Origin of the sequence: Pseudomonas psychrophila (genome assembly GCF_001043005.1) — a bacterium.
GTDB lineage: Bacteria > Pseudomonadota > Gammaproteobacteria > Pseudomonadales > Pseudomonadaceae > Aquipseudomonas > Aquipseudomonas psychrophila.
On the sequence record NZ_JYKZ01000012.1, the window covers coordinates 72,982 to 96,570 of the forward strand.

The window sequence follows — 23,589 nt, forward strand, 5'->3', positions numbered from 1 at the left end:
GACATGCCCGCAGCAAAGCCCTCCAGCCCCTGGTACAAGCATCTTTGGCCGTGGATCATCATTGCCATCCTCGCCTGCTCGGTGACCCTGACCCTGTCGATGGTCACCATTGCCGTGAACAACCCGGATCATCTGGTTAACGACAATTACTACGAGGCCGGCAAAGGGATCAACCGCTCGCTTGATCGCGAGCTGCTGGGCCAGACCCTGCAACTGAAAGCCAAATTGCGTCTGGACGAGATGACCGGCGAAGTGGTGCTGTTGCTTGAAGGCAACAGCAAACCGCAGGTTCTGGAACTGAACCTGATCTCCCCGACCCAACCCGAGAAAGACCGCAAGATCAGCCTGACCCAGAGCGAGTCGGAACCAGGACGCTACATCGGCCAGCTGGATGACAAGATCGAAGGTCGCCGCTTTGTCGAATTGATGGGCGTTGAAGACGGCCAAACCTGGCGCCTGTTTGAAGAAGAACTGGTCGGCCACGACAAGGATCTGTTGTTGGGTGACGAGCCGCTGCAAGGCGCTGAAGACCACAACAAGAAGTAACCTCTTCGCGGTCAAGCCCGCGGCCACAGATGTGGCTGCGGGCTTGACCGCGATGACGTATTTCCCGGCGCCACCACACCGCGATAGACCGCCATGACCTCTCCCGTACCTTGCTATCACTGCGCTTTGCCCGTCCCGCCAGGCAGTCGGTTTACTGCCGTTGTTCTTGGTGACGTTCGCGAGTTTTGCTGCCCGGGCTGCCAGGCGGTGGCTGAAGCCATCGTAGCCGGCGGCCTTGAAAGCTATTACCAGCACCGCAGTGGAGCTTGCGCCAACCCCGATGCCCTGCCCGTGCAACTGGTAGAAGAGCTGGCACTGTATGACCGCCCTGACGTGCAAAAGCCTTTTGTGCGGCACGAGGGTGAACAGGCCGAAACCACTCTGCTGATCGAAGGCATCAGTTGCGCAGCCTGTGGCTGGTTGATTGAAAAACACCTGCGCCTTTTGCCTGCCGTGGGCGAAGCCCGTCTCAACCTGTCCAACCACCGGCTGCACGTACGCTGGGACCAGCGCCAACTGCCGCTGAGCGCGATACTGAGCGAGCTGCGGCATATCGGCTATGTCGCGCACCCGTATCAGGCCGATCGCGCCACTGAACAGCTTGCCAGTGAAAACCGACTGGCCTTGCGCCAACTGGGTGTCGCCGGACTGCTGTGGTTTCAGGCGATGATGGCAACCATGGCCACCTGGCCCGAATTCAATATCGACCTCAGCCCCGAGATGCATACCATCTTGCGCTGGGTGGCGCTGTTCCTGACCACGCCGATTGTGTTTTACAGCTGTGCTCCCTTCTTCAAGGGGGCCATGCGCGACCTGCGCACCCGTCATCTGACCATGGATGTGTCGGTGTCCCTGGCCATCGGCGGCGCTTACATCGCCGGAATCTGGACGGCCATCACCGGTGTCGGTGAGCTGTACTTCGATGCGGTAGGCATGTTTGCCTTGTTCTTGCTGGCCGGGCGCTACCTCGAACGCCGAGCCCGCGAGCGCACTGCGGCGGCCACCGCACAACTGGTCAATCTGCTGCCCGCCTCCTGCCTGCGCCTGGCTGACGACGGCCAAAGCGAACGCATCCTGCTGACCGAGCTTAAGGTCGGCGACAAGGTACTGGTGCACCCCGGCGCGATTCTTCCGGCAGACGGCCAAATCCTTGATGGCCAATCAAGCGTCGATGAGTCCCTGCTCACCGGCGAGTACTTGCCGCAGCCACGCCGTATAGGCGACGCCGTGACGGCGGGCACCCTGAATGTCGAAGGCGCTCTGACCATTGAAGTCACAGCCCTGGGCCAGGACACACGCCTGTCCGCCATCGTGCGCTTGCTGGACCGCGCCCAAACCGAGAAACCACGCCTGGCCGAAATTGCCGACAAGGCCGCGCAATGGTTCCTCCTGTTTTCGTTGATCGCTGCTGCCGCGATCGGCTTGCTGTGGTGGCAACTGGACCCGTCACGGGCCTTCTGGATTGTCCTGGCGATGTTGGTGGCCACATGCCCTTGCGCATTGTCCCTGGCAACGCCCACTGCACTCACCGCCGCAACCGGCACGCTGCACAAACTGGGACTACTGCTGACCCGTGGCCATGTGATTGAAGGCCTCAACCAGATCGACACCGTGATTTTCGATAAGACCGGCACACTGACCGAAGGCCGTCTGACGCTGCGGACCATTCGCCCCTTGAGCGACCTGGACAGCGATCAATGCCTGGCCCTCGCCGCCGCCCTCGAAAATCGCTCCGAACATCCGATTGCCCGTGCTTTTGGCCGCGCGCCGCAAGCCGCCGAAGAAGTCCACAGCACTCCAGGCCTGGGCCTTGAAGGACGGGTTGGCGAACAGCGTTTGCGCATCGGTCAGCCCGGGTTTGTCTGCGAGTTGAGCCAGTGCCGGGTCCCGGCCATGCCGGATGAGCCTGGGCAATGGTTATTGTTGGGTAATACCGAAGGTGTACTGGGCTGGTTTGTTCTGGATGACCGCCTGCGTGATGATGCTCCCGCGTTGCTGGCTGCGTGCAGGGCACGAGGCTGGCGTACGCTACTGCTCTCGGGAGACAGCTCGCCGATGGTGGCCAGCGTGGCTGGCGAACTGGGCATCGATGAAGCGCGAGGCGGATTACGCCCGGATGACAAACTGCAAATTTTGCAACAATTGCATGCACAGGGGCGCAAGGTGTTGATGCTGGGGGACGGGGTCAATGATGTCCCGGTACTCGCTGCGGCCGATATCAGCGTGGCAATGGGATCGGCCACGGACCTGGCCAAGACCAGCGCCGATGCGGTACTGCTCTCTAATCGCCTGGGCGCACTGGTGCAAGCCTTTAGCCTGGCTAAACGTACTCGACGGGTGATCATCGAGAACCTGTTGTGGGCTGGCCTGTACAATGGCCTTATGCTGCCATTTGCCGCACTGGGCTGGATCACACCGATCTGGGCCGCCATCGGCATGTCAATCAGCTCGTTGACCGTGGTGCTCAATGCCTTGCGCCTGACGCGCATGCCTGATCAGGCACATACTTCGGCCACGCCACACACCCGCCCGCATCCGGCCTGAACCGGTCGCCTGGAGCCTATATGCCAGCGCTATACGTCATGATTCCTGCGGCCCTGCTGATTGTCGCCATCGCCATCTACATCTTTTTCTGGGCCGTGGACAGCGGCCAGTACGACGATCTGGACAGCCCCGCCCACAGCATCCTGTTCGACGACCAGGACCCGCAACACACCGCCGCCGTCGAAGAAGCCAAGAACCAGCACCCGGAGTCGATTACCGACAACCACAACAAAACCCCGCCCCATGCTTGAGTTAGCGCCACTGCTGGTCTCGGCGGTCATTTTGGGCCTGCTTGGCGGCGGGCATTGCCTGGGCATGTGTGGCGGCCTGATGGGTGCGCTAACCCTTGCCATTCCCAAAGAGCAACGCAGCCGACGCTTCAGGCTGCTGCTGGCCTACAACCTTGGGCGAATTCTCAGCTATGCCACTGCAGGATTACTGCTGGGGCTGGCGGGCTGGGCAGTGGCCAATAGCCCCGCAGCAATGTTCATGCGCATCCTGGCCGGACTACTCCTGATTTGCATGGGCCTGTACCTGGCCGGCTGGTGGAGCGGCCTGACCCGAATCGAAAGCCTGGGGCGCGGCCTGTGGCGGCATATCCAGCCCGTGGCCACCCGTTTGTTACCCGTGTCGAGCCTGCCGCGGGCATTGCTGCTGGGTGCGCTCTGGGGCTGGCTGCCCTGCGGATTGGTGTATAGCACGCTGATCTGGTCCGCCAGTCAGGGCAGTGCGATCGACAGTGCATTGCTGATGCTGGCGTTTGGTCTTGGCACATGGCCCGTGTTGCTGGCCACCGGCCTTGCTGCCGAGCGGGTCACTGCACTATTGCGCAAACGCAGCGTGCGCATGGCCGGGGGGCTGCTGGTCATCCTGTTCGGCATCTGGACCCTGCCCGGCCCGCATCAGCATTGGTTGATGGGGCATTAGCTTCGAGCACCTTCCATCCGCAATCACAGCCCTTGATGCAAATCAAGATGCAACATCGACTCACCCCCTAGACTCTTGGGCATTGCCAGCCATCCCAGGGGAATGCCCGCATGCTCGACGCCATTCGTTGGGACCCAGATTTGATCCGCCGCTACGACCTGGCGGGTCCGCGCTATACCTCGTATCCGACCGCGATGCAGTTCAACAATCAGGTCAGCCCGTTCGACCTGTTGCACGCGCTGCGCGAAAGCCGAAAGGCGCTGCGCCCGCTGTCGCTGTATGTACACGTGCCGTTCTGCGCCAACATTTGCTATTACTGCGCCTGCAACAAGGTCATCACCAAAGACCGTGGCCGGGCACAGCCTTACCTGCAAAGGCTTGAGCAAGAAATCCAGATGATTGCCTGCCACCTCGATCCGAAACAAAAGGTCGAGCAACTGCACTTTGGCGGCGGCACGCCCACCTTTCTCAGTCACGATGAGTTGCGCCATCTGATGGCTACGTTGCGCCAGCACTTCAACCTGCTGGACGACGACTCAGGTGATTACGGCATCGAAATCGACCCGCGGGAAGCCGACTGGTCGACCATGGGTCTGTTGCGTGAACTGGGCTTCAACCGTGTCAGCATCGGCCTGCAAGACCTCGATCCAGACGTACAGCGAGCCGTCAATCGCCTGCAAAGCCTGGAGGAAACACGGGCGGTGATCGAAGCCGCACGCACCCTGCAGTTTCGCTCGATCAATATCGACCTGATCTACGGCTTGCCCAAGCAAACCCCCGAGGCCTTTGCCCGTACGGTTGACGAAGTAATCAGCTTGCAGCCGGATCGCCTGTCAGTGTTTAACTACGCCCATTTGCCTGAACGCTTCATGCCTCAGCGCCGGATCAATACGAGCGACCTGCCTTCGCCTGCCGCGAAATTGCAGATGCTCGAACGCACCATCGAGCAATTGACTGGCGCCGGCTATCGCTATATCGGCATGGATCACTTCGCGCTACCGGACGATGAACTGGCAATCGCTCAGGAAGAATCAACCCTGCAGCGCAACTTTCAGGGCTACACCACCCACGGCCATTGTGACCTGGTCGGGCTTGGCGTCTCGGCCATCAGCCAGATTGGTGACCTGTACTGCCAGAACGACAGCGACCTGGCCAACTATCAGCACACCCTCGCCAGTGACCAGCTCGCCACCCACCGTGGCCTGCTGTGCAATCAGGATGATCGCATCCGCCGGGAAGTGATCCAGCAGATCATTTGCAATTTGCACCTGCCGTTTGCACACATCGAGCAGGCCTTCAATATCGACTTCCGGGGGTATTTCGCACACCAGTGGACGATGCTCGAAACCATGGCGGCGGACGGGCTGATTGCTCTGGACGATCGGCAATTGACCGTATTGCCTGCCGGTCGGTTACTCGTTCGTTCGGTGTGCATGGTGTTCGATGCCTACCTGGAGCAGCAAACACGCCAGCGATATTCGCGGGTGATTTAAGGTCTCGAACACGGCCTCTATTGCATGAGATGAGTGCACTGGTGTGGTGCGGCTGGCCTAGCCTCCCCCACTGGGTTACCCTTGCATCTTATGTGTGTTTTCCTACAAGGATTTAAGAAATGCCCGAGCCAGTAAAAGTGCGCGCTCATAGCCAGGCCCAATGCAAGGACTGCAGCCTGGCACCTCTCTGCCTGCCACTTTCGTTGGACCTGGAAGACATGGACGCGCTGGAAGAAATCGTCAAGCGCGGGCGCCCACTGAAAAAAGGCGAGTTTTTGTTTCGCCAAGGCGACACGTTTGGCTCGGTGTACGCAGTTCGATCTGGCGCACTGAAAACGTTCAGCCTGAGTGACAACGGTGAAGAACAAATCACTGGTTTCCATCTGCCAAGCGAACTGGTAGGCCTATCCGGGATGGACACGGAAACCTACCCGGTATCGGCTCAGGCGCTGGAAACCACTCCGGTGTGCGAAATTCCTTTCGAACGTCTGGACGAGCTTTCTGTGCAACTGCCCCAGCTTCGTCGCCAACTGATGCGCGTGATGAGCCGCGAAATTCGCGACGACCAACAAATGATGTTGCTCCTGTCGAAAAAAACGGCCGACGAACGTATTGCGACCTTTTTGGTTAACCTGTCAGCCCGCTTCCGCGCCCGTGGTTTCTCGGCCAATCAATATCGCCTGAGCATGTCGCGCAACGAAATCGGCAACTACCTGGGTCTGGCCGTAGAGACTGTGTCCCGGGTGTTCACACGCCTGCAGGAAAACCAGCTGATCACAGCCGAAGGCAAGGAAGTGCATATTCTTGACCCGATCAAGTTGTGCGCCCTGGCAGGTGGTTCGCTGGAAGTCTAAAGCGGCTTGAGGGGTTATACTGGCGCGCTTAACGCACGCCAGGACACCTGATATGGTCTTCGACGATTTTTGCCTCAAATCCCTGATCCGCCCGGTAGTTGATTTTCCCAAGCCGGGCGTCATCTTTCGCGATATTACCCCGCTCTACCAATCCCCCCGCGCCATGCGCGTGATCGCCGACAGCTTTATCGAGCGCTACGTCGAGGCTGACTTCAGCCACATCGGCGCCATGGATGCCCGCGGCTTTTTGATCGGCTCGGTGCTGGCCCATCAGCTCAACAAACCGCTGGTCCTGTTTCGCAAACAAGGCAAATTGCCCGCTGACGTTTTGGCCGAAGGCTATCAGACGGAATATGGCGAAGCATTTCTGGAGGTTCACGCCGACAGTTTGTGCGAAGGCGACTCGTTGCTGATCGTCGATGACTTGATCGCCACCGGCGGCACCCTGATCGCCGCTGCCAATCTGGTTCGCCGCATGGGCGCTCAGGTATTCGAAGCGGCAGCGATTATTGATCTGCCTGAACTGGGCGGCTCGCAGCGCCTGCAGGATTTGGGTGTACCTACCTTCTGCCTGACCGAGTTTTCACTGACCGAGTAATACCGGCACATCACCCGTGGGAGCGGGCTGGCTCGCGATGCAGACACCGCGGCATTCAGTTGAACCGCGCTGATGCCATCGCGAGCAAGCCCGCTCCCACAGGCGTCACCCCCGGCAATCCCTATCAGAGCGTAATCGGTCGACGCCCCGAGAACGAGTGAGCCAGCGTGCCGCCATCGACCAGCTCAAGCTCCCCCCCCAACGGCACACCATGCGCGATACGTGAAGCGATCAGGCCTTTATTGCTGAGTAGTTGAGCAATGTAATGGGCAGTTGCTTCGCCTTCGACCGTAGGATTGGTCGCCAGGATCACTTCTGCAAAGGTGCCCTGCTCTGCAATGCGCGTCATCAATTGCGGAATGCCAATCGCCTCTGGCCCCAAACCATCCAGCGGCGACAAGTGCCCCTTGAGCACAAAGTAACGTCCGCGATAGCCGGTCTGCTCAACGGCATACACATCCATCGGCCCCTCGACCACGCACAGCAACGTGTCATCACGGCGCACGTCGGCACACTGCGGGCACAGATCGTCTTCGGTGAGGGTTCGGCACAGACGGCAGTGCCCAACGCCGTCCATCGCCTGGGTCAACGCCAAAGCCAGACGCGAGCCGCCACTGCGATCACGCTCAAGCAATTGCAGAGCCATGCGCTGCGCGGTCTTTTGACCCACACCCGGCAAGGTACGCAAGGCATCGATCAGTTGGCGAATCAGGGGGCTGAAGCTCATAGGGAAAGGTCCGACAAAACAACGAGACGCGGTTTATACCCGCGGTGTGGGATGACGTCAAATGCCCGTAAAAAAGGCAAAAAAATGCCAGGTTCAGGGCCTGGCATTCTAGAGCGCCTTAGAACGGCAGCTTCATGCCCGGCGGCAGTTGCATGCCGGCGGTCACGCCAGACATTTTGTCCTGGCTGTTTGCTTCGATCTTGCGAACGGCGTCATTGACCGCAGCGGCGAACAGGTCTTCCAGCACTTCACGGTCGTCTTCGCTGACGCCTTCCAGCAGGGCCGGATCGATGCTTACACGCTTGATGTCGTGACGACCGGTCATGACCACAGTCACCATATCGCCACCGGCCTTACCGGTGACTTCTGCATTGGCCAGTTCTTCCTGCATCTTGGCCATTTTTTCCTGCATCTGCTGCGCCTGCTTCATCAGGCCGGCCATGCCACCTTTCATCATGGGAATCACCTCAAACGTTATTTGGACAATGCACCCGCAATCACTACGACTGCGGGTTGTAAGTATTTATTCTGGCGTTGCTAAGCCGGGGCCTGGGCAACGTCTACAGGTTGAATCGTATCGTCTCGGACTGCCGCGCCGAACTGCTCGATCATTTGCTGGATCAGCGGATCGGCATAGATCGACTCTTCTGCCAGTCGCTGACGCTCTGCACGAAAACGCGAAGCAGCCTGGGCCGGGGTTTCCTGTTCCGGCTTGACCAGCTCGATAGTCACTTTGAGCGTGCGTTGAGTGTACTGGTTCAACGCATCGTTGAGTCGGCGCTGCTGGGTCAGGTTAAAGAGCGCACTGTGAGCCGGATCCAGGTGCAACAGCCAGTCATCCCCGTCAACGGCGATCAAGGTGCAGTTGGCGCCAATGCTGGCGGTCATGCCCGATACCGGTAATTTGGGGAACATATTCAGCCATTCAAGGGCCAGCCCGGTCGCAGGCATTGCGGCAGGCAAGGGCTCGGGTTCCGGCGCAGGCTCAGCCGCGTGCTCGCTGGCCAGTTCGTCGAGGTAGCTGTACGCCGCCGAATCCATGTCCGGCTCGATATAGTCTTCGTCCAGAGGCGGCTCGTCGTCACGATCCATTCCCGTCAGGGCCGCATCAACCTGTTCAGGCGTCGGATCGGGGATCGGTGCTTCGCTCCACTGCGGCGCGTCTGGTACCACGCTGTCAGGTGTAGGCAGGGGCATCGGCGGTAACTCAGGCGGCTCGCCGACGGTGTCCAGCACCGACTCAGGAGCAGCCTCGACCTCAATCACCGGAATTGACGGCTCGTTCCAGGGTAAGTCCTTTTCTGGCACGACAGGCGCCTTGGGAGGCTCCACAGGCGCAGGAGCGATCACTGGCTCTGCAACCTCGACAACCGGCGTGGGCGCAACAGCAGGCGCAATGACTACTGGCGCAACAGGTGTTGCAGCCGCCAGGGTTTGAGTGGAATCAACTGTGGCCTGGCTGATCCCCACTGGCTTTAGCGGCTGACTCGGCACATTGCCGGTGTCCGCTGGACGGAAGGCCAGCATTCGCAGCAGGACCATTTCAAAGCCACCACGCGGGTCTGGCGCCAGCGGTAAATCGCGCCGGCCAATCAGGCCCATCTGGTAATAAAACTGGACGTCTTCGGCCGGCAACGCTTTGGCCAGGGCCAATACGCGGTCGCGGTCGCCGTGACCATTGTCGACGCCATCCGGCAATGCCTGGGCAATGGCAACACGGTGGAAAACGTTGAGGATCTCGGACAGGACGCCATTCCAGTCCGGGCCCTGCTCGGCCAGATGGCGCACGGCTTCAAGCAGCGCCCGAGCATCGCCTTCGATCAAGGCATGCAGCAGATCAAATACCTGACCGTGGTCGAGGGTACCGAGCATAGCGCGCACATCGCCCGCCAGGACCTTGCCCTCACCAAACGCAATGGCCTGATCGGTGAGGCTCATGGCATCACGCATCGAGCCATCGGCCGCACGGCCCAACAGCCACAGCGCGTCATCTTCGAATGGCACGTTTTCAGCACTGAGCACGTGGGTCAGATGCTCGACCACACGCTCGGGCGTCATGTTTTTCAACGAGAACTGCAGGCAACGCGACAAGATCGTGGCCGGCAATTTTTGCGGATCGGTGGTCGCCAGGATAAATTTTACGTAGGGCGGCGGTTCTTCGAGGGTCTTGAGCAGCGCATTGAACGAATGGCTGGAAAGCATGTGCACTTCGTCGATCAGGTAGACCTTGAAGCGCCCACGGCTCGGCGCGTATTGCACGTTGTCGAGCAGTTCGCGCGTGTCCTCTACTTTGGTTCGGCTGGCCGCGTCGATTTCGATCAGGTCGACAAAACGCCCTTCATCGATCTCGCGACACACCGAACACTCGCCGCAGGGGGTCGAAGTAATACCTGTTTCACAGTTCAGGCATTTGGCGATGATCCGCGCGATGGTGGTCTTGCCGACGCCACGGGTACCGGTAAACAGGTAGGCATGGTGCAGGCGCTGACTGTCCAGGGCATTGATCAGAGCCTTGAGCACATGGGTCTGGCCGACCATTTCGCGGAACGAGCGCGGACGCCATTTACGTGCAAGAACCTGATAACTCATTGATAACCGTCGCGTCTGAAAAGCGGAAGGGGCTAATGCTAGCGGAGCAAGGCCAAAATTGCATCCGATGAGCACTTTTAACTGCTCGCAGCCTATGCAGAACAGGTTTTACCCACGCACGGCAACACGCCGACAGTTCAGCAGAATGCCTGGAGAGACAGGATCACACGATTGGAATTTTGACTAAAACCCTGCAGAACTGAGGATTTTTAAAATGGAGGCAACCCCACCAGCCACACCCCGGCACACAATGTTCCCGCTGTGGCTGCTTCCTTCCGGATCTGACCAGGTTCACGGGTAATCGTTGCGGGGGGACCGATAGGGTCACCATAACAACATCCGCCTAGCAGCGAACGGCGCCATTGTACCTGTCTGAGAAAAACTTACAACCGCTGCTGCAATAATAAAAAAATGAATGGGTTCAAGTACTTGGATTCGGGAGTGCGCTCGCACTCTATAGTGACTCTGTTGCAGTTCTAGCAGGGGTAGCAGCTGCCGAAGGAACGAGGCTGCGTCCGACGATGCAATCGTCGTAAACCCGTTCAGCATGATGTATCTAAAACACCAAAGCTGAATGGTTTACGACTGCTACGCAGCCGAACGTAGCCTCGCGCTGCTCGTCAACTGCTACTAGGGCTTAGTCGCGAGCCCCTGCTCTTTCAAAAAGGCCACAAAAGCTTCTTCATCCAGCACCTTGAGCCCCAGCTCATTGGCCTTGACCAGCTTAGAGCCAGCCCCTGGCCCTGCGACCACGTAATGGGTCTTGCCAGAAACCGAACCTGAGACCTTGGCCCCAAGACTCTCCAGCTTGTCCTTGGCAACATCTCGGCTCATCAACTCCAGCGAACCGGTCAGCACCCATGTCTGACCCGCCAGTGGCAAGCCCTCAACGATCTTCTTCTCACTCTGCCAGTGCATGCCGAAATCCCGCAGTTGCGCTTCTACTTCCAGCGCCAGACGGGCATTTTCGGGATTATCGAAAAATTCACGTACCGCCTTGGCCTGCTTTTCGGGCAAGGCCTGACGCATATCGAGCCAGTCCGCATGGATCACGCCTTCGAGCGAGCCAAACTTCTCGGCCAGCTTCTGTGCGCCACCCGGTCCTACCGAGGGAATGTGCAGCTTGTCGATCAGACCGCCCAGCGTCGCACTGGCCGCGAATTCAGCCCCCAAATCGCCCTGATCCTGCAATTCCAGGCCACGCTCCAGCAATTGAGCAATCACCTGCTGGTTATGCGCATCGCTGAAGAAGCTGTGGATTTCGTGCGCCACTTCGAGTCCGACATCAGGCAAGTAGGTCAGTACTTGAGGCAAGGCACGCTGTACGCGATCCAGAGAGGCCAGGGAGCGGGCCAGGACCTTGGCCGTCTCCTCACCGACATCAGGAATACCCAGCGCATAGATAAAACGCGCCAATGTCGGACGCTTGCTGTCGGCAATGGCCTGGAGCAGGTTCTTGCTCGACAACTCGGCAAAGCCTTCGAGGTCGACAATCTGTTCGAAAGCCAGGGTATAAAGGTCGGCGGGCGAACTCACCAGCCCCTCGTCCACCAACTGCTCGACGCTTTTTTCGCCCAGGCCTTCAATGTCCATCGCACGACGCGAGACAAAATGAATAATCGCCTGTTTGAGCTGGGCACCGCAGGCCAGACGTCCGACGCAGCGATAAACCGCACCCTCGGTGATGGTTTCACGCCCCTTGCTGCGTTTGATCAGTTGCGTGCGCTCAACATGGGAGCCACATACCGGGCAGCTTTCAGGGATCTGCACCGCACGGGCATCTTCAGGACGACGCTCGAGCACTACCTGCACCACCTGCGGAATCACGTCGCCTGCACGGCGAATAATCACCGTATCGCCAATCATCAGCCCAAGACGTGCTACTTCATCCATGTTGTGCAGGGTCGCATTGGAGACAGTCACGCCGGCCACCTTGACCGGCTTGAGGCGAGCCACGGGCGTTACCGCACCCGTGCGCCCGACCTGAAACTCCACATCCAGCAACTCCGTCAGCTCTTCCATCGCCGGGAACTTGTGGGCAATCGCCCAACGTGGCTCGCGAGCCCGAAAGCCCAGCTCACGCTGCGATGCCAGGTTGTTAACCTTGAACACCACACCGTCGATCTCATAGGGCAGCGCAGCACGGCGCTCGCCAATATCACGGTAGTAATCCAGGCACTCGGCAATCCCGCGGGCCAGTTTCAACTCGTGGCTGATGGGCATACCCCATTGCTGCAACTGCTTGAGATTGCCTATATGGGTATCAGAGAATTCCTCGGAGACTTGTCCCAGCCCATAACAGCAAAACTCCAGCGGCCGACTGGCGGTGATCTTAGAGTCCAGCTGGCGCAAGCTGCCCGCCGCCGCGTTACGAGGGTTGGCAAAGGTCTTGCCGCCAACAGCGAGCTGAGTCTCATTGAGGCGCTCAAAGCCTGCCTTGGACATGAACACCTCGCCACGTACTTCCAGCACCGCAGGCCAGCCGCTGCCATGCAGCTTGAGGGGTATATTGCGCACGGTGCGCACGTTGACGCTGATGTCTTCACCCGTGGTGCCATCACCTCGCGTAGCGCCACGCACCAGATTGCCATCCTGATACAGCAAACTGACCGCCAACCCGTCCAGCTTTGGCTCACAGCTGTACTCAACTTCGGCGCCACCGCCAAACAGATCCCCTGCAGGCAGGTCCAGACCTTCGCTGACACGGCGATCAAACTCACGCATATCGGTTTCATCGAAGGCATTACCCAAACTCAGCATGGGCACTTCGTGACGCACCTGAGTAAAGGCCGACAAGGCCGCACTCCCCACGCGCTGGGTCGGCGAGTCGGCAGTCACCAGCTCCGGGTGTTGGGCTTCCAGCGCTTTCAACTCATGAAACAGGCGATCGTACTCGGCGTCCGGAATGCTCGGTTCGTCCAGCACGTGGTAGCGATAGTTGTGCTGATCCAGTTCAGCGCGCAGCTCTAAAATGCGGGTATTGGCGGCGGTCATGGGGTGTTCTCTCACAAAGCAAAAGAGCAGCCGAGGCTGCTCCTTGTATTATTCATTCTGCATGTGTGCGGGAGCAAGCAAGCCGGCCCCCCACATGTTCAGCGTTTTTGAGTCAGGGCGCGACGCTCGAATTCAACGATGCGCTGGCGGTAGTGCTCAATGGTTTGGGCCGTCAACACACTGCGCTGATCGTCTTTAAGCTCGCCATTGAGCTCCTGGGACAACTTGCGTGCTGCAGCAACCATCACGTCAAAAGCCTGTTTGGGATGACGCGGACCAGGCAACCCAAGGAAGAAGCTCACAGCTGGCGTACTGAACAGATCAATATCATCCAGATCGAATACACCCGGCTTAACCGCGTTGGCCATGGAGAACAGAACTTCGCCATTACCGGCCATGCTTTCGTGGCGGTGAAAAATATCCATCTCGCCAAAACGCAAACCGCTTTCAAGGATGTTCTGCAACAGTGCCGGGCCTTTGAACCCTGCAGGGTCACGACTGATCACGCTGATCACCAGGACTTCTTCAGCGGCCTGCTGTGGTTGTGACTCTTTGGCCTCAACGGCCGACACGGCAGGAGCCGAACGAGCACGCGGCTTGGTTTCTTGCGCAAAATCATCATCGCGGGCGCTGATGCTTGGGCCGTCATCCAGATCAAGATTGAGGTTCAGGTCACCCTGACTCGGCTCACCGCCACGCTTGCCACGCTTGGCACCTTTATCACGCGCCGGCATGCTCACGGATGGCAGGTCGTGCTCGTCAAGCAGCGGCTCTTTATGATTTGGGGTATCAAGAACCCGTGAAGGGCCCAGAAGCTCGGGGCTGGTATCGTCGTCAGGGGCGTTGGAAAAGCTGCGATCAAGACGAAATTTGAGCTTCCCCTTGCCACCGCGCATACGGCGCCAGCCATCAAAAAGAATACCGGCGATAACCACTATGCCGATGACTATCAGCCACTCGCGCAGACCGATTTCCATGTAATCCCGTGCCCCTAAAAAATGATTCTATGAAGAAGAGCCTAAAGCCCTTTAAAACGTGGCGCCAACTCTATGTTCTGAATGGCGTTTTACCCACGTACAAAAAAATTAGACGTTAAATTAACACGACCAAAGATAACTTTACACCGTCTGTCGCATTGAGCTATGCCCATATACCCTTCGACTTGTGAGTCATATCGGTCAAATAGTTGATATTTCTCTTACAAGAAGAAAAAAATCGTCCTACATGCTTATAGCTCAAGCATCGACCATTGCCATCGCCTCCTCCACATCAACCGCTACAAGACGTGAGCAACCCGGCTCATGCATCGTTACGCCCATCAACTGATCAGCCATCTCCATGGCAATCTTGTTGTGGGTGATGTAGATGAATTGCACGGTCTGCGACATCTCTTTCACCAAGCGTGCGTAGCGGCCTACGTTAGCGTCATCAAGCGGTGCATCGACCTCGTCGAGCATGCAGAAAGGCGCCGGATTGAGCTTGAAAATAGCAAAAACCAATGCCAAAGCCGTCAAAGCCTTCTCGCCACCGGACAGCAAATGAATGGTGCTGTTCTTCTTGCCCGGTGGCCGCGCCATGATTGTTACCCCTGTATCGAGTAAATCTTCGCCCGTCAGTTCCAAATAAGCGCTGCCGCCACCGAAAACTTTTGGGAAAAGCGCCTGTAATCCACCATTTATCTGATCAAAGGTGTCTTTGAAGCGGCTCCGGGTTTCTTTGTCGATCTTGCGGATGACGTTTTCCAGGGTATCGAGTGCCTCGACCAGATCGGCATCCTGAGCATCAAGATAACGCTTGCGCTCCGATTGCTGCTGGTACTCATCGATGGCCGCGAGGTTGATCGCGCCCAAGCGTTGAATCCGCGCGGCAATGCGCTCCAGCTCCTCTTCGGCCTGCTGCTCGTTGACCTCGCTGTTCAAGGTGGCAAGCACCCCATGCAAATCATAGCCGTCTGCCAGCAACTGGTCCTGTAACGCCGTACGGCGCACAGTCAGGGCCTGCCACTCCATACGCTGCTGTTCCAACTGACCACGAATCAGCTGCGATTGTTGCTCAGCCTGATTGCGGCGCTTCTCAGCGTCGCGCAGTTCACGGTCAGCATCTTCCAGCGCGGTCTGGGCAATTTTGAGCTCCTCATCCACGGTCAGGCGCTTGTCGAGCAACTCTTCAAGTTTGAGACGCAACTCTTCGAGAGGGGCTTCCCCCTCCTCCAGATTGAGACTGAGCTGCTCGCGCTTTTCAGCCAGGCGTTCAGCCTGCAGTTGCAGCCGCTCAAGTGCCTGACGGGTCGAATCATGCTGCGCTTTAAGCGAGCCCAAACGAACCGCTAACTGGTGCGCGTGATCTTTATGCTGACGGGCATCCTGACGCACGCGATCAAGACGCTCGCGCAGGCTGTCACGCTGGGCCAGCAATAATTCGCGCTGCTCCGTGTCGGTGGCCATTGCGTCCAGCGCGTCCTGCAAGAGCAGGCGAGCCTCGCCCACCTGCTCATGCTCAAGGGCACGCTGCTCACCCAACTCGGCCAGCTCTTCGTCCAGACGACGACGGCGCAAGGTCAATTGCTCGACCTTAGCCTTGCTGGCAGAAAGCCTGGCTTTAATCTCGCCCTGCTGACGCCCTTCATCCTGCAAGCGACGGCGGACCTGCTCACGGGAGTCCTCCTGGGTGAGCTGTTGCTCTCTCAGACGCTGAAGCTGCTCTTCGAGCGTGGCAAGCACCGCCTCGCGCTCATCGCGCTCAAGCCCCAGACGCTGGATTTCTTGACCCCGCGCCAGGACGCCACTTTCGGCTTCACTGGCACGGCGCACCCGCAAAAAGTGACGACCAACCCAATAGCCATCACGACTGATCAGGCTTTGACCGTCGACCAATTGCGCACGCAAGGCCAGCGCTTGCTCAAGGGTCTCGACCGGTTTGACCTGGGCCAACCAGGGCGCCAGATCAAAATCGGCCTCAACCTTATCGAGCAAGCTGCCCGCCAAACGAGATTCCTGAGATCCGCCACTGAACAGACGCAAATCCCCTTGGGCAAAGCCGCCCAGGTCCAGCCGTGAGAAATCGTCGACCAACACGGCCTGCAAATCTGCACCCAGCACAGTCTCGACCGCCAATTCCCAACCGGCCTCAACCCTCAAACCTTCAGCCAGACGCGGCTGCTCAGCGAGTTGCTGCTCACGCAGCCATTCACCTGCACCGGTACCGGGATCGAGCGCGGCCTGTTGCAGGGCCTCAAGGGAAGCCAGTCGACCGTTGAGCCGCTGCAGCTCGCCCTGAGCCTGTTGTTGATTCTGCATCGCCTGGTGCAAGTCGTGGCGCACTTGCTCCAGGCGTTCTACCAGTTGCTCTTCGCTGGCGTGTAATGCTTCCTGGGTCAGCTCGCTGGTAGCCAGTTGCTCACTAAGCTCGAGGATCGCCGCATCTTCAGGGTCTGCCGCGAGCAAGGCGCGCTCTTCAGCCAAGCGGCGCTGACGCTCTGCGACGCGTTCCATGCTGGTCTCCAACTGCTGGATACGGGCCTGAAGCACTTCGGACTGGCGCTGCGGCTCGGCAGAGCGCTGATTGAAACTGTCCCACTGCTCCTGCCAACCGTGCATGCTGTGCTCGGACACCTCAAGCGCAGCAGCGGCCTCTTCCGCAGCGGCGCTGGTCAGCTCTTGCTCGGGCTCAAGCAAGTGCAGCTCTTCACCCAGTGTGGCGAGCATCGTGCGGTCATGCCCCAGATGGGACTCGGTTTCCAGACGCGAGCGCTCGGCTTCGCGCAGGTCATCCTGCAATTGGCGCAAGCGTTGCTGACCGTGCTGAATGCTCTGCTCGACGCGAGCGATATCACCGCCCACCGAATAGAAGCGACCTTGCACCAGATTAAAGCGCTCTGACAGATCGTGGTGCCCGTCACGCAGACGCTCGATGCTGGCATCGGCATTGCGCTGATCGGCCACCAAGGCTTCAAAGCTGACTTCCTGATTACCAATGACCGCTTCGCGCTGCCCCACCTGCTCGTTCAGCGCCTGCCAGCGCAAGGCCGACAGCTGCGCCTTGAGCTGACGCTCCTCGGCCTTGTACTCCTGATACTTTTCGGCAGCCTGGGCCTGACGATGCAAGCGCTCAAGCTGACGCCCCAACTCGTCCCGCAGGTCAGTCAGACGCGCGAGGTTTTCGTGGGTACGGCGAATACGGTTTTCGGTCTCGCGGCGACGCTCCTTGTACTTGGAGATGCCAGCCGCTTCCTCGATAAAGTTGCGCAGGTCTTCAGGCTTGGACTCGATCAACTTGGAGATCATGCCCTGCTCGATAATCGAGTAGCTGCGCGGTCCCAGGCCCGTTCCGAGAAAAATATCGGTGATGTCACGACGACGGCATTTGGTGCCATTGAGGTAATAGGTGGTCTGGCTGTCACGGGTGACTTTGCGTCGAATGGAGATTTCGGCGTAGGCCGCATATTCACCCAGCAGCGTGCCGTCGGAGTTATCAAATACCAGCTCGATACTGGCCTGACTCACCGGTTTACGGGTGGTAGAACCATTGAAGATGACATCCGTCATCGACTCGCCACGCAGGTTTTTGGCCGAGCTTTCGCCCATTACCCAACGTACGGCATCGATGATGTTCGACTTTCCGCAGCCGTTAGGACCTACAACCGCAGCCATATTGCTGGGAAAGGTAACCGTGGTCGGGTCTACGAAAGACTTGAAGCCAACCAGTTTGATACACGTCAGGCGCACGCTCAGGCATCCGTCAAGGCAGACAGCACCAACGCACAACTGCGCTGGGCATAGTTGCTCAGCACCACGCGGATTTGCACCAGATCACGAGCCAGTACGGCTTCGAGCAGCTGCGCAAACAACGCCAGATACTCGCTCATCTCAGCCTTGCGCTGATCCAGCGCCAGGTAATAGGCGCGGCTCATGGCCGGATGGAGGTTCTCGACGGTTTCCTGCAAATACGGATTGTCGGCAAACGGGTATGCCGCACGCATTACATTGAAGCTGTCTTCAACGAAGCTGCTGATGTCCTGGCGTTCGTAGCTGGCAATCAGACGTTGCTGGATTTGCAAAAACGGCCCCAGATCGGCCTGCACGGCCCAACGCTGGGCAACGGCATTGCCGAGCAGGATGTACATCTCGCTCATCAACGTGCACAGGCTCTGCACCTTGTGCGCGGTGAGCTCGGTCACGTGGGCGCCACGTCGTGGAAGGATGGCGATGAGATGTCGCCGCTCAAGGATCAACAACGCTTCGCGCACAGAGCCACGGCTGACATTTAGCGCCAGCGTCACTTTCTGTTCTTGAATGCGTTCCCCAGGCTTGAGCTCGCCGCGAATGATGCGTTCGGCGAGGTGGTGAGCGATTTGCTCGGCGAGGCTGTCCGGCGCCTTGAACGTCATGTTTTACCTTCAAAATCTTTGATCAGTGCAGGCGGCGCAGTGTAACGCACTTGGTGTGTGCTCGCGCAGCGCTTCAGGGGCCGAATATGGCACGAAATAAGCAAATAAATCCCGTGGATTCAAATCACAGGGATGCCTGATCTCTATTTCTTGACCCGCAGGTCAGCTTTAGCTAAATTCAGTACATCCCGCGTTACAACAATAATGATTATGCGAGGCCTTCCGTGATCCAGTTCCTACTCAATCAGACGCTGCGCACCGAGCACACGCTGGACCCCAATTTAACCGTGCTCAATTATTTGCGTGAACACCTGAACAAATCCGGCACCAAAGAAGGTTGCGCCAGTGGAGACTGTGGCGCCTGCACCGTCGTGGTCGGCGAACTGCACACGGACGACCGGGGCCTTGAACGTGTGCGCTATCGCAGCCTCAACTCCTGCCTGACATTTGTGTCTGCGTTGCACGGCAAGCAACTGATCAGCGTCGAAGACTTGAAGCACAAAGGTCAACTGCACAGCGTGCAACGGGCGATGGTCGACTGCCACGGCTCACAGTGCGGTTTCTGCACGCCGGGTTTTGTGATGTCACTCTTCGCCCTGCAAAAAAACAGCACCGGCCAGCCTGACGGCCATCAAGCCCACGAGGCACTGGCGGGCAACCTGTGCCGCTGCACCGGTTACCGGCCGATCCTGGCCGCCGCCGAACAAGCCTGCGGCGTTCAGCAATACGATCAATTTGACGCGCTCCAGGACGACACTATCGCCCTGCTCAAGTCTATTTCGCCCACCCAGACCGGTGAACTGAACAGCGGCGACAAACGTTGCCTGCTGCCCTTGACCATCAGCGATCTGGCCGAGCTGTATGAGTCCCAACCCCAGGCCCGCCTGCTGGCGGGGGGCACCGACCTGGCCCTGGAGGTCACCCAGTTCCATCGCCCGTTGCCGGTCATGATTTACGTCGGCAACGTGGCCGAAATGAAGCTCATCGAGCGCTTCGAGGATCGTATTGAAATAGGCGCAGCCGTTTCGCTGACGGACGCTTACGGCACGCTCAAGGCCGAATACCCGGACTTCGGCGAACTGCTGCAACGCTTCGCCTCGCTGCAAATCCGCAACCAGGGGACCTTGGGCGGCAATATCGGCAATGCCTCGCCGATTGGCGACTCACCGCCGCTGCTGATTGCTCTGGGCGCACAGCTGATACTTCGCAAAGGCCCGACCCGCCGCACGCTGGCGATTGAGGACTACTTCATCGATTACCGGATAACGGCGCGCCAGGAAGGGGAATTTATCGAAAAGATCATCATTCCCCGCGCCGACGCCAACCATTCATTTCGCGCCTACAAAATCTCCAAGCGTCTGGACGACGACATCAGCGCCGTGTGCGCCGCATTTAACCTGCGTATCGACAACGGCGTGGTGACCGGGGCTCGCGTTGCATTCGGAGGCATGGCCGCCACCTCCAAACGCGCCAACGCCTGCGAAGCCGCCTTGCTCGGCGCAGACTGGAACTCAACCACTGTTGAGCGCGCCTGCACAGCATTGGCCACTGATTTCACCCCGCTGTCGGACTTTCGTGCCAGCAAGGAGTACCGCCTGCTGAGCGCCCAAAACCTGCTGCGCAAATACTTCATCGAACTGCAGGCACCACTGCTTGAGACGCGGGTAACAGCTTATGTCTAACCATCACACGAATGAGCCGACCCAGGCCGAATTGACGGCCCTCTTCCAACAGGACCTGAAAACCGGTGTAGGTCGCAGCGTCAAGCATGACAGCGCCGAAAAGCACGTCTCGGGTGAGGCGCAGTACATCGATGACCGGCTCGAATTCCCCAACCAGTTGCATCTTTACGCACGCCTGTCAGATCGGGCTCATGCCAAAATCATCCGCGTTGACACTACGCCCTGCTACGCCTTTGAAGGCGTGCGCCTGGTCATTACCCACGAAGACATTCCCGGCCTCAAGGACATCGGCCCGCTGCTGCCCGGCGACCCGCTGTTGGCCATCGACAAGGTGGAATATGTAGGCCAGGCAGTGCTGGCGGTTGCTGCCCATGACCTCGATACGGCGCGCAAGGCGGCAATGGCCGCCATTATCGAATACGAAGACCTGGAGCCCGTGCTGGATGTAGTCCAGGCCCTGCGCAACAAACACTTCGTGCTGGACACCCACACCCATGAGCGCGGCGACTCAATCAACGCACTGGCCGCAGCTGAAAATCGCCTGCAAGGCAGTTTGCATATCGGCGGACAAGAACACTTCTATCTTGAAACCCAGATTTCATCGGTCATGCCCACCGAAGACGGCGGAATGATCGTGTACTGCTCCACGCAAAACCCCACCGAAGTGCAAAAGCTGGTAGCTGAAGTACTGGATGTTTCGATGAACAAAATCGTCGTCGACATGCGGCGCATGGGCGGCGGTTTTGGCGGCAAGGAGACTCAGGCCGCTGGCCCCGCTTGCATGTGTGCGGTGGTGGCGCGCCTGACCGGGCAGCCCGCCAAGATGCGCTTGCCACGGGTCGAAGACATGTTGATGACCGGCAAGCGCCACCCGTTTTACATCGAATACGACGTTGGCTTCGACGCCAGCGGTCGTCTGCAGGGCATCAAGCTGGACCTGGCGGGGAACTGCGGTTGCTCACCGGACTTGTCCAACTCCATCGTCGACCGCGCCATGTTCCACGCCGATAACGCCTATTACCTTGGCGATGCAACGATCAATGGCTATCGCTGCAAAACCAATACCGCGTCAAACACGGCCTATCGCGGATTTGGCGGCCCACAAGGCATGGTCGCAATCGAAGAAGTCATGGACCACATTGCCCGCCATCTGGGCCTTGATCCACTGGACGTGCGCAAAGCCAACTACTACGGCAAAACCGAACGCAATGTGACTCACTACTACCAGACCGTGGAGCACAACCTGCTGGAAGAAATGACCGCTGACCTTGAGGCCAGCAGCCAATACGCCGAGCGCCGGCAAGCGATCAAGGCATTCAACGCCAACAGCCCGATCCTCAAAAAAGGCCTGGCACTGACGCCGGTCAAGTTCGGTATTTCCTTCACCGCCAGCTTCCTCAATCAGGCGGGTGCACTGATTCACATCTACACCGATGGCAGCATCCACCTCAACCACGGCGGCACCGAGATGGGGCAGGGCTTGAACACCAAGGTTGCACAAGTGGTGGCCGAGGTATTTCAGGTGGATATCAGCCGCGTGCAGATCACGGCTACCAACACGGATAAGGTTCCGAACACCTCGCCTACTGCAGCGTCTAGCGGGGCGGATCTCAACGGCAAAGCCGCGCAAAATGCTGCGCAAACCATCAAGCTGCGGCTGGTTGAATTTGCCGCCGGCAAGTATCAGGTCGACCAGCAGGAGGTTATTTTCCACAATGGCCAGGTGCGCGTTGGCGAGCAGGTCATCAGCTTTGAAACCTTGATTCAGCAGGCCTATTTCGGTCAGGTGTCGCTATCGAGTACCGGTTTCTATAAAACCCCAAAAATCTTTTATGACCGTACTCAGGCTCGCGGACGGCCGTTTTACTACTTTGCCTTTGGTGCGGCCTGTGCCGAAGTGATCGTTGACACCCTCACCGGCGAATACAAAATGTTGCGCACTGACATCCTGCACGACGTGGGCGCCTCGCTGAATCCCGCCATCGACATCGGCCAGGTTGAAGGCGGCTATATTCAAGGCGCCGGGTGGCTGACCATGGAGGAGCTGGTGTGGAACGCCAAAGGCAAGCTGATGACCAATGGCCCGGCCAGCTACAAGATACCGGCCGTGGCAGATATGCCACTGGACTTGCGCGTCACGCTGGTAGAAAACCGTAAAAACCCTGAAGACACCGTCTTTCACTCCAAAGCCGTCGGCGAACCGCCGTTCATGCTCGGTATCGCGGCCTGGTGCGCGATCAAGGACGCCGTGGCGAGTTTGGCCGACTACCGCGCACAACCCGCCATCGACGCGCCCGCTACGCCGGAGAGGGTCCTGTGGGGCTGTGAGCAAATGCGCGAACTCTCTGTAGCGGCGGCGGCAAGGTGCGAAGAGGCACACAGTCATGAATAACTGGATCAGCGCCCTGGCGCAGTTGCAGCTGCAGGGAGAGCCCTGCGTGTTAGTCACCATCATCGAGGAGCAAGGTTCGACCCCGCGCAATGCCGGCTCAAAAATGGTTATCTGCGCCGATCAAACATTCGACACCATTGGCGGTGGCCACCTGGAATACAAGGCCATGGAAATCGCCCGCCAGATGCTCAATAGCGGCAAGCAAGACACCCATCTTCAGCGCTTCAGCCTGGGCGCCAGCCTGGGCCAGTGTTGCGGTGGGGTGGCCGTGTTGCTGTTTGAACCCATGGGCCAGGTGCAGGCACACATCGCCGTGTTTGGCGCAGGGCATGTGGCCCGGGCCCTGGTGCCCCTCCTCGCCAGCTTGCCATGCCGGGTGCGCTGGATCGACTCGCGGGAACAAGAATTCCCGACATTCATCCCCCAAGGCGTGCAAAAAATCGTCACCGACGAGCCCGTCGACGAGGTGCAGGATCTGCCAGCGGGTTGCTACTGCATCGTCATGACGCATAATCACGCCCTGGATCTGGAACTCAGCGCTGCCCTGCTCAAACGCAATGACTTTACCTACTTCGGCTTGATTGGCTCTAAAACCAAACGCGTGAAGTTTGAACACCGTCTGCGTGATCGGGGTATTAGCGCGTCACATTTGCAACGCATGCGCTGCCCGATGGGCTTGAGCGAAGTCAAAGGCAAACTGCCTGTCGAAATCGCGATTTCCATTGCAGGCGAAATCATCGCCACCTACAACACCCACTTCGGCCAGCACAGCGCCGGAGCCGACACCGCGTCATCCGAATCCATTAAACAATTACTGCCGTCTTCACGACGCAGTCATGCCACACACTGAGAATTAT

General features: G+C 58.7%; 17 protein-coding genes and 1 other RNA gene. 10 read left to right on the forward strand and 8 right to left on the reverse strand.

Features of this window, described 5'->3' with window-relative positions; genetic code table 11:
- Window positions 1–3: 3 nt before the first annotated feature.
- From TU76_RS20405 to TU76_RS20435, 7 genes are all read left to right on the forward strand, one after another.
- Window positions 4–546, forward strand: coding sequence for a FixH family protein (locus TU76_RS20405; RefSeq protein ID WP_019826693.1), 543 nt, complete (start codon window positions 4–6; stop codon window positions 544–546).
- Window positions 547–639: 93 nt separating this feature from the next.
- Window positions 640–3,090: a heavy metal translocating P-type ATPase gene (locus TU76_RS20410; RefSeq protein WP_048352407.1), complete on the forward strand. Its 2,451-nt coding sequence runs from the start codon at window positions 640–642 to the stop codon at window positions 3,088–3,090.
- Window positions 3,091–3,110: 20 nt separating this feature from the next.
- Window positions 3,111–3,341: a cbb3-type cytochrome oxidase assembly protein CcoS gene (gene ccoS / locus TU76_RS20415; RefSeq protein WP_019826698.1), complete on the forward strand. Its 231-nt coding sequence runs from the start codon at window positions 3,111–3,113 to the stop codon at window positions 3,339–3,341.
- Complete coding sequence (locus TU76_RS20420; protein ID WP_016780296.1) at window positions 3,334–4,017, forward strand: sulfite exporter TauE/SafE family protein; 684 nt, start codon at window positions 3,334–3,336, stop codon at window positions 4,015–4,017. The genes ccoS and TU76_RS20420 overlap by 8 nt, the downstream gene beginning before the upstream one ends.
- A gap of 110 nt (window positions 4,018–4,127) precedes the next feature.
- The gene (gene hemN, locus TU76_RS20425) at window positions 4,128–5,510 is read left to right on the forward strand and encodes an oxygen-independent coproporphyrinogen III oxidase (protein WP_046809964.1); all 1,383 of its coding nucleotides are present in this window, start codon (window positions 4,128–4,130) and stop codon (window positions 5,508–5,510) included.
- 119 nt (window positions 5,511–5,629) lie between these two features.
- On the forward strand, window positions 5,630–6,364 hold the full coding sequence (fnr, locus tag TU76_RS20430; protein WP_019826703.1) for a fumarate/nitrate reduction transcriptional regulator Fnr: 735 nt from the start codon (window positions 5,630–5,632) through the stop codon (window positions 6,362–6,364).
- Between the two features lie 52 nt (window positions 6,365–6,416).
- Window positions 6,417–6,962, forward strand: a complete 546-nt coding sequence (locus TU76_RS20435; RefSeq protein WP_019826705.1) for an adenine phosphoribosyltransferase — start codon at window positions 6,417–6,419, stop codon at window positions 6,960–6,962.
- A 124-nt stretch (window positions 6,963–7,086) separates the two neighbouring features.
- Here TU76_RS20435 and recR read toward each other — a convergent pair whose 3' ends face one another.
- The 8 genes from recR to TU76_RS20470 all read right to left on the reverse strand — a co-directional run bounded on the left by recR (window position 7,087) and on the right by TU76_RS20470 (window position 18,658).
- Window positions 7,087–7,689, reverse strand: a complete 603-nt coding sequence (recR, locus tag TU76_RS20440; protein WP_019826708.1) for a recombination mediator RecR — start codon at window positions 7,687–7,689, stop codon at window positions 7,087–7,089.
- Window positions 7,690–7,807: 118 nt separating this feature from the next.
- A complete protein-coding gene (locus TU76_RS20445; RefSeq protein WP_019826710.1) occupies window positions 7,808–8,146 on the reverse strand; it encodes a YbaB/EbfC family nucleoid-associated protein in 339 nt (112 codons plus the stop codon).
- 80 nt (window positions 8,147–8,226) lie between these two features.
- On the reverse strand, window positions 8,227–10,278 hold the full coding sequence (dnaX, locus tag TU76_RS20450) for a DNA polymerase III subunit gamma/tau (protein WP_048352408.1): 2,052 nt from the start codon (window positions 10,276–10,278) through the stop codon (window positions 8,227–8,229).
- 224 nt (window positions 10,279–10,502) lie between these two features.
- Window positions 10,503–10,599, reverse strand: an RNA gene (gene ffs / locus TU76_RS24930) — signal recognition particle sRNA small type.
- 309 nt (window positions 10,600–10,908) lie between these two features.
- Entirely contained in the window at window positions 10,909–13,272 is a 2,364-nt protein-coding gene (gene ligA, locus TU76_RS20455) for an NAD-dependent DNA ligase LigA (protein WP_048352409.1), read from the reverse strand.
- A gap of 98 nt (window positions 13,273–13,370) precedes the next feature.
- A complete protein-coding gene (gene zipA, locus TU76_RS20460; protein WP_048352410.1) occupies window positions 13,371–14,249 on the reverse strand; it encodes a cell division protein ZipA in 879 nt (292 codons plus the stop codon).
- Window positions 14,250–14,507: 258 nt separating this feature from the next.
- The gene (gene smc / locus TU76_RS20465; protein WP_048352411.1) at window positions 14,508–17,996 is read right to left on the reverse strand and encodes a chromosome segregation protein SMC; all 3,489 of its coding nucleotides are present in this window, start codon (window positions 17,994–17,996) and stop codon (window positions 14,508–14,510) included.
- 2 nt (window positions 17,997–17,998) lie between these two features.
- Complete coding sequence (locus TU76_RS20470; RefSeq protein ID WP_019826717.1) at window positions 17,999–18,658, reverse strand: GntR family transcriptional regulator; 660 nt, start codon at window positions 18,656–18,658, stop codon at window positions 17,999–18,001.
- 224 nt (window positions 18,659–18,882) lie between these two features.
- Here TU76_RS20470 and xdhA point away from each other — a divergent pair, with 224 nt between their 5' ends.
- The 3 genes from xdhA to xdhC are packed head-to-tail and all read left to right on the forward strand — an operon-like array spanning window position 18,883 to window position 23,582.
- Window positions 18,883–20,340, forward strand: coding sequence for a xanthine dehydrogenase small subunit (gene xdhA / locus TU76_RS20475; RefSeq protein WP_019826719.1), 1,458 nt, complete (start codon window positions 18,883–18,885; stop codon window positions 20,338–20,340).
- Entirely contained in the window at window positions 20,333–22,732 is a 2,400-nt protein-coding gene (gene xdhB, locus TU76_RS20480; protein WP_048352412.1) for a xanthine dehydrogenase molybdopterin binding subunit, read from the forward strand. The genes xdhA and xdhB overlap by 8 nt, the downstream gene beginning before the upstream one ends.
- Window positions 22,725–23,582, forward strand: coding sequence for a xanthine dehydrogenase accessory protein XdhC (xdhC, locus tag TU76_RS20485; RefSeq protein ID WP_048352413.1), 858 nt, complete (start codon window positions 22,725–22,727; stop codon window positions 23,580–23,582). The genes xdhB and xdhC overlap by 8 nt, the downstream gene beginning before the upstream one ends.
- The last annotated feature ends 7 nt before the right edge of the window (window positions 23,583–23,589 follow it).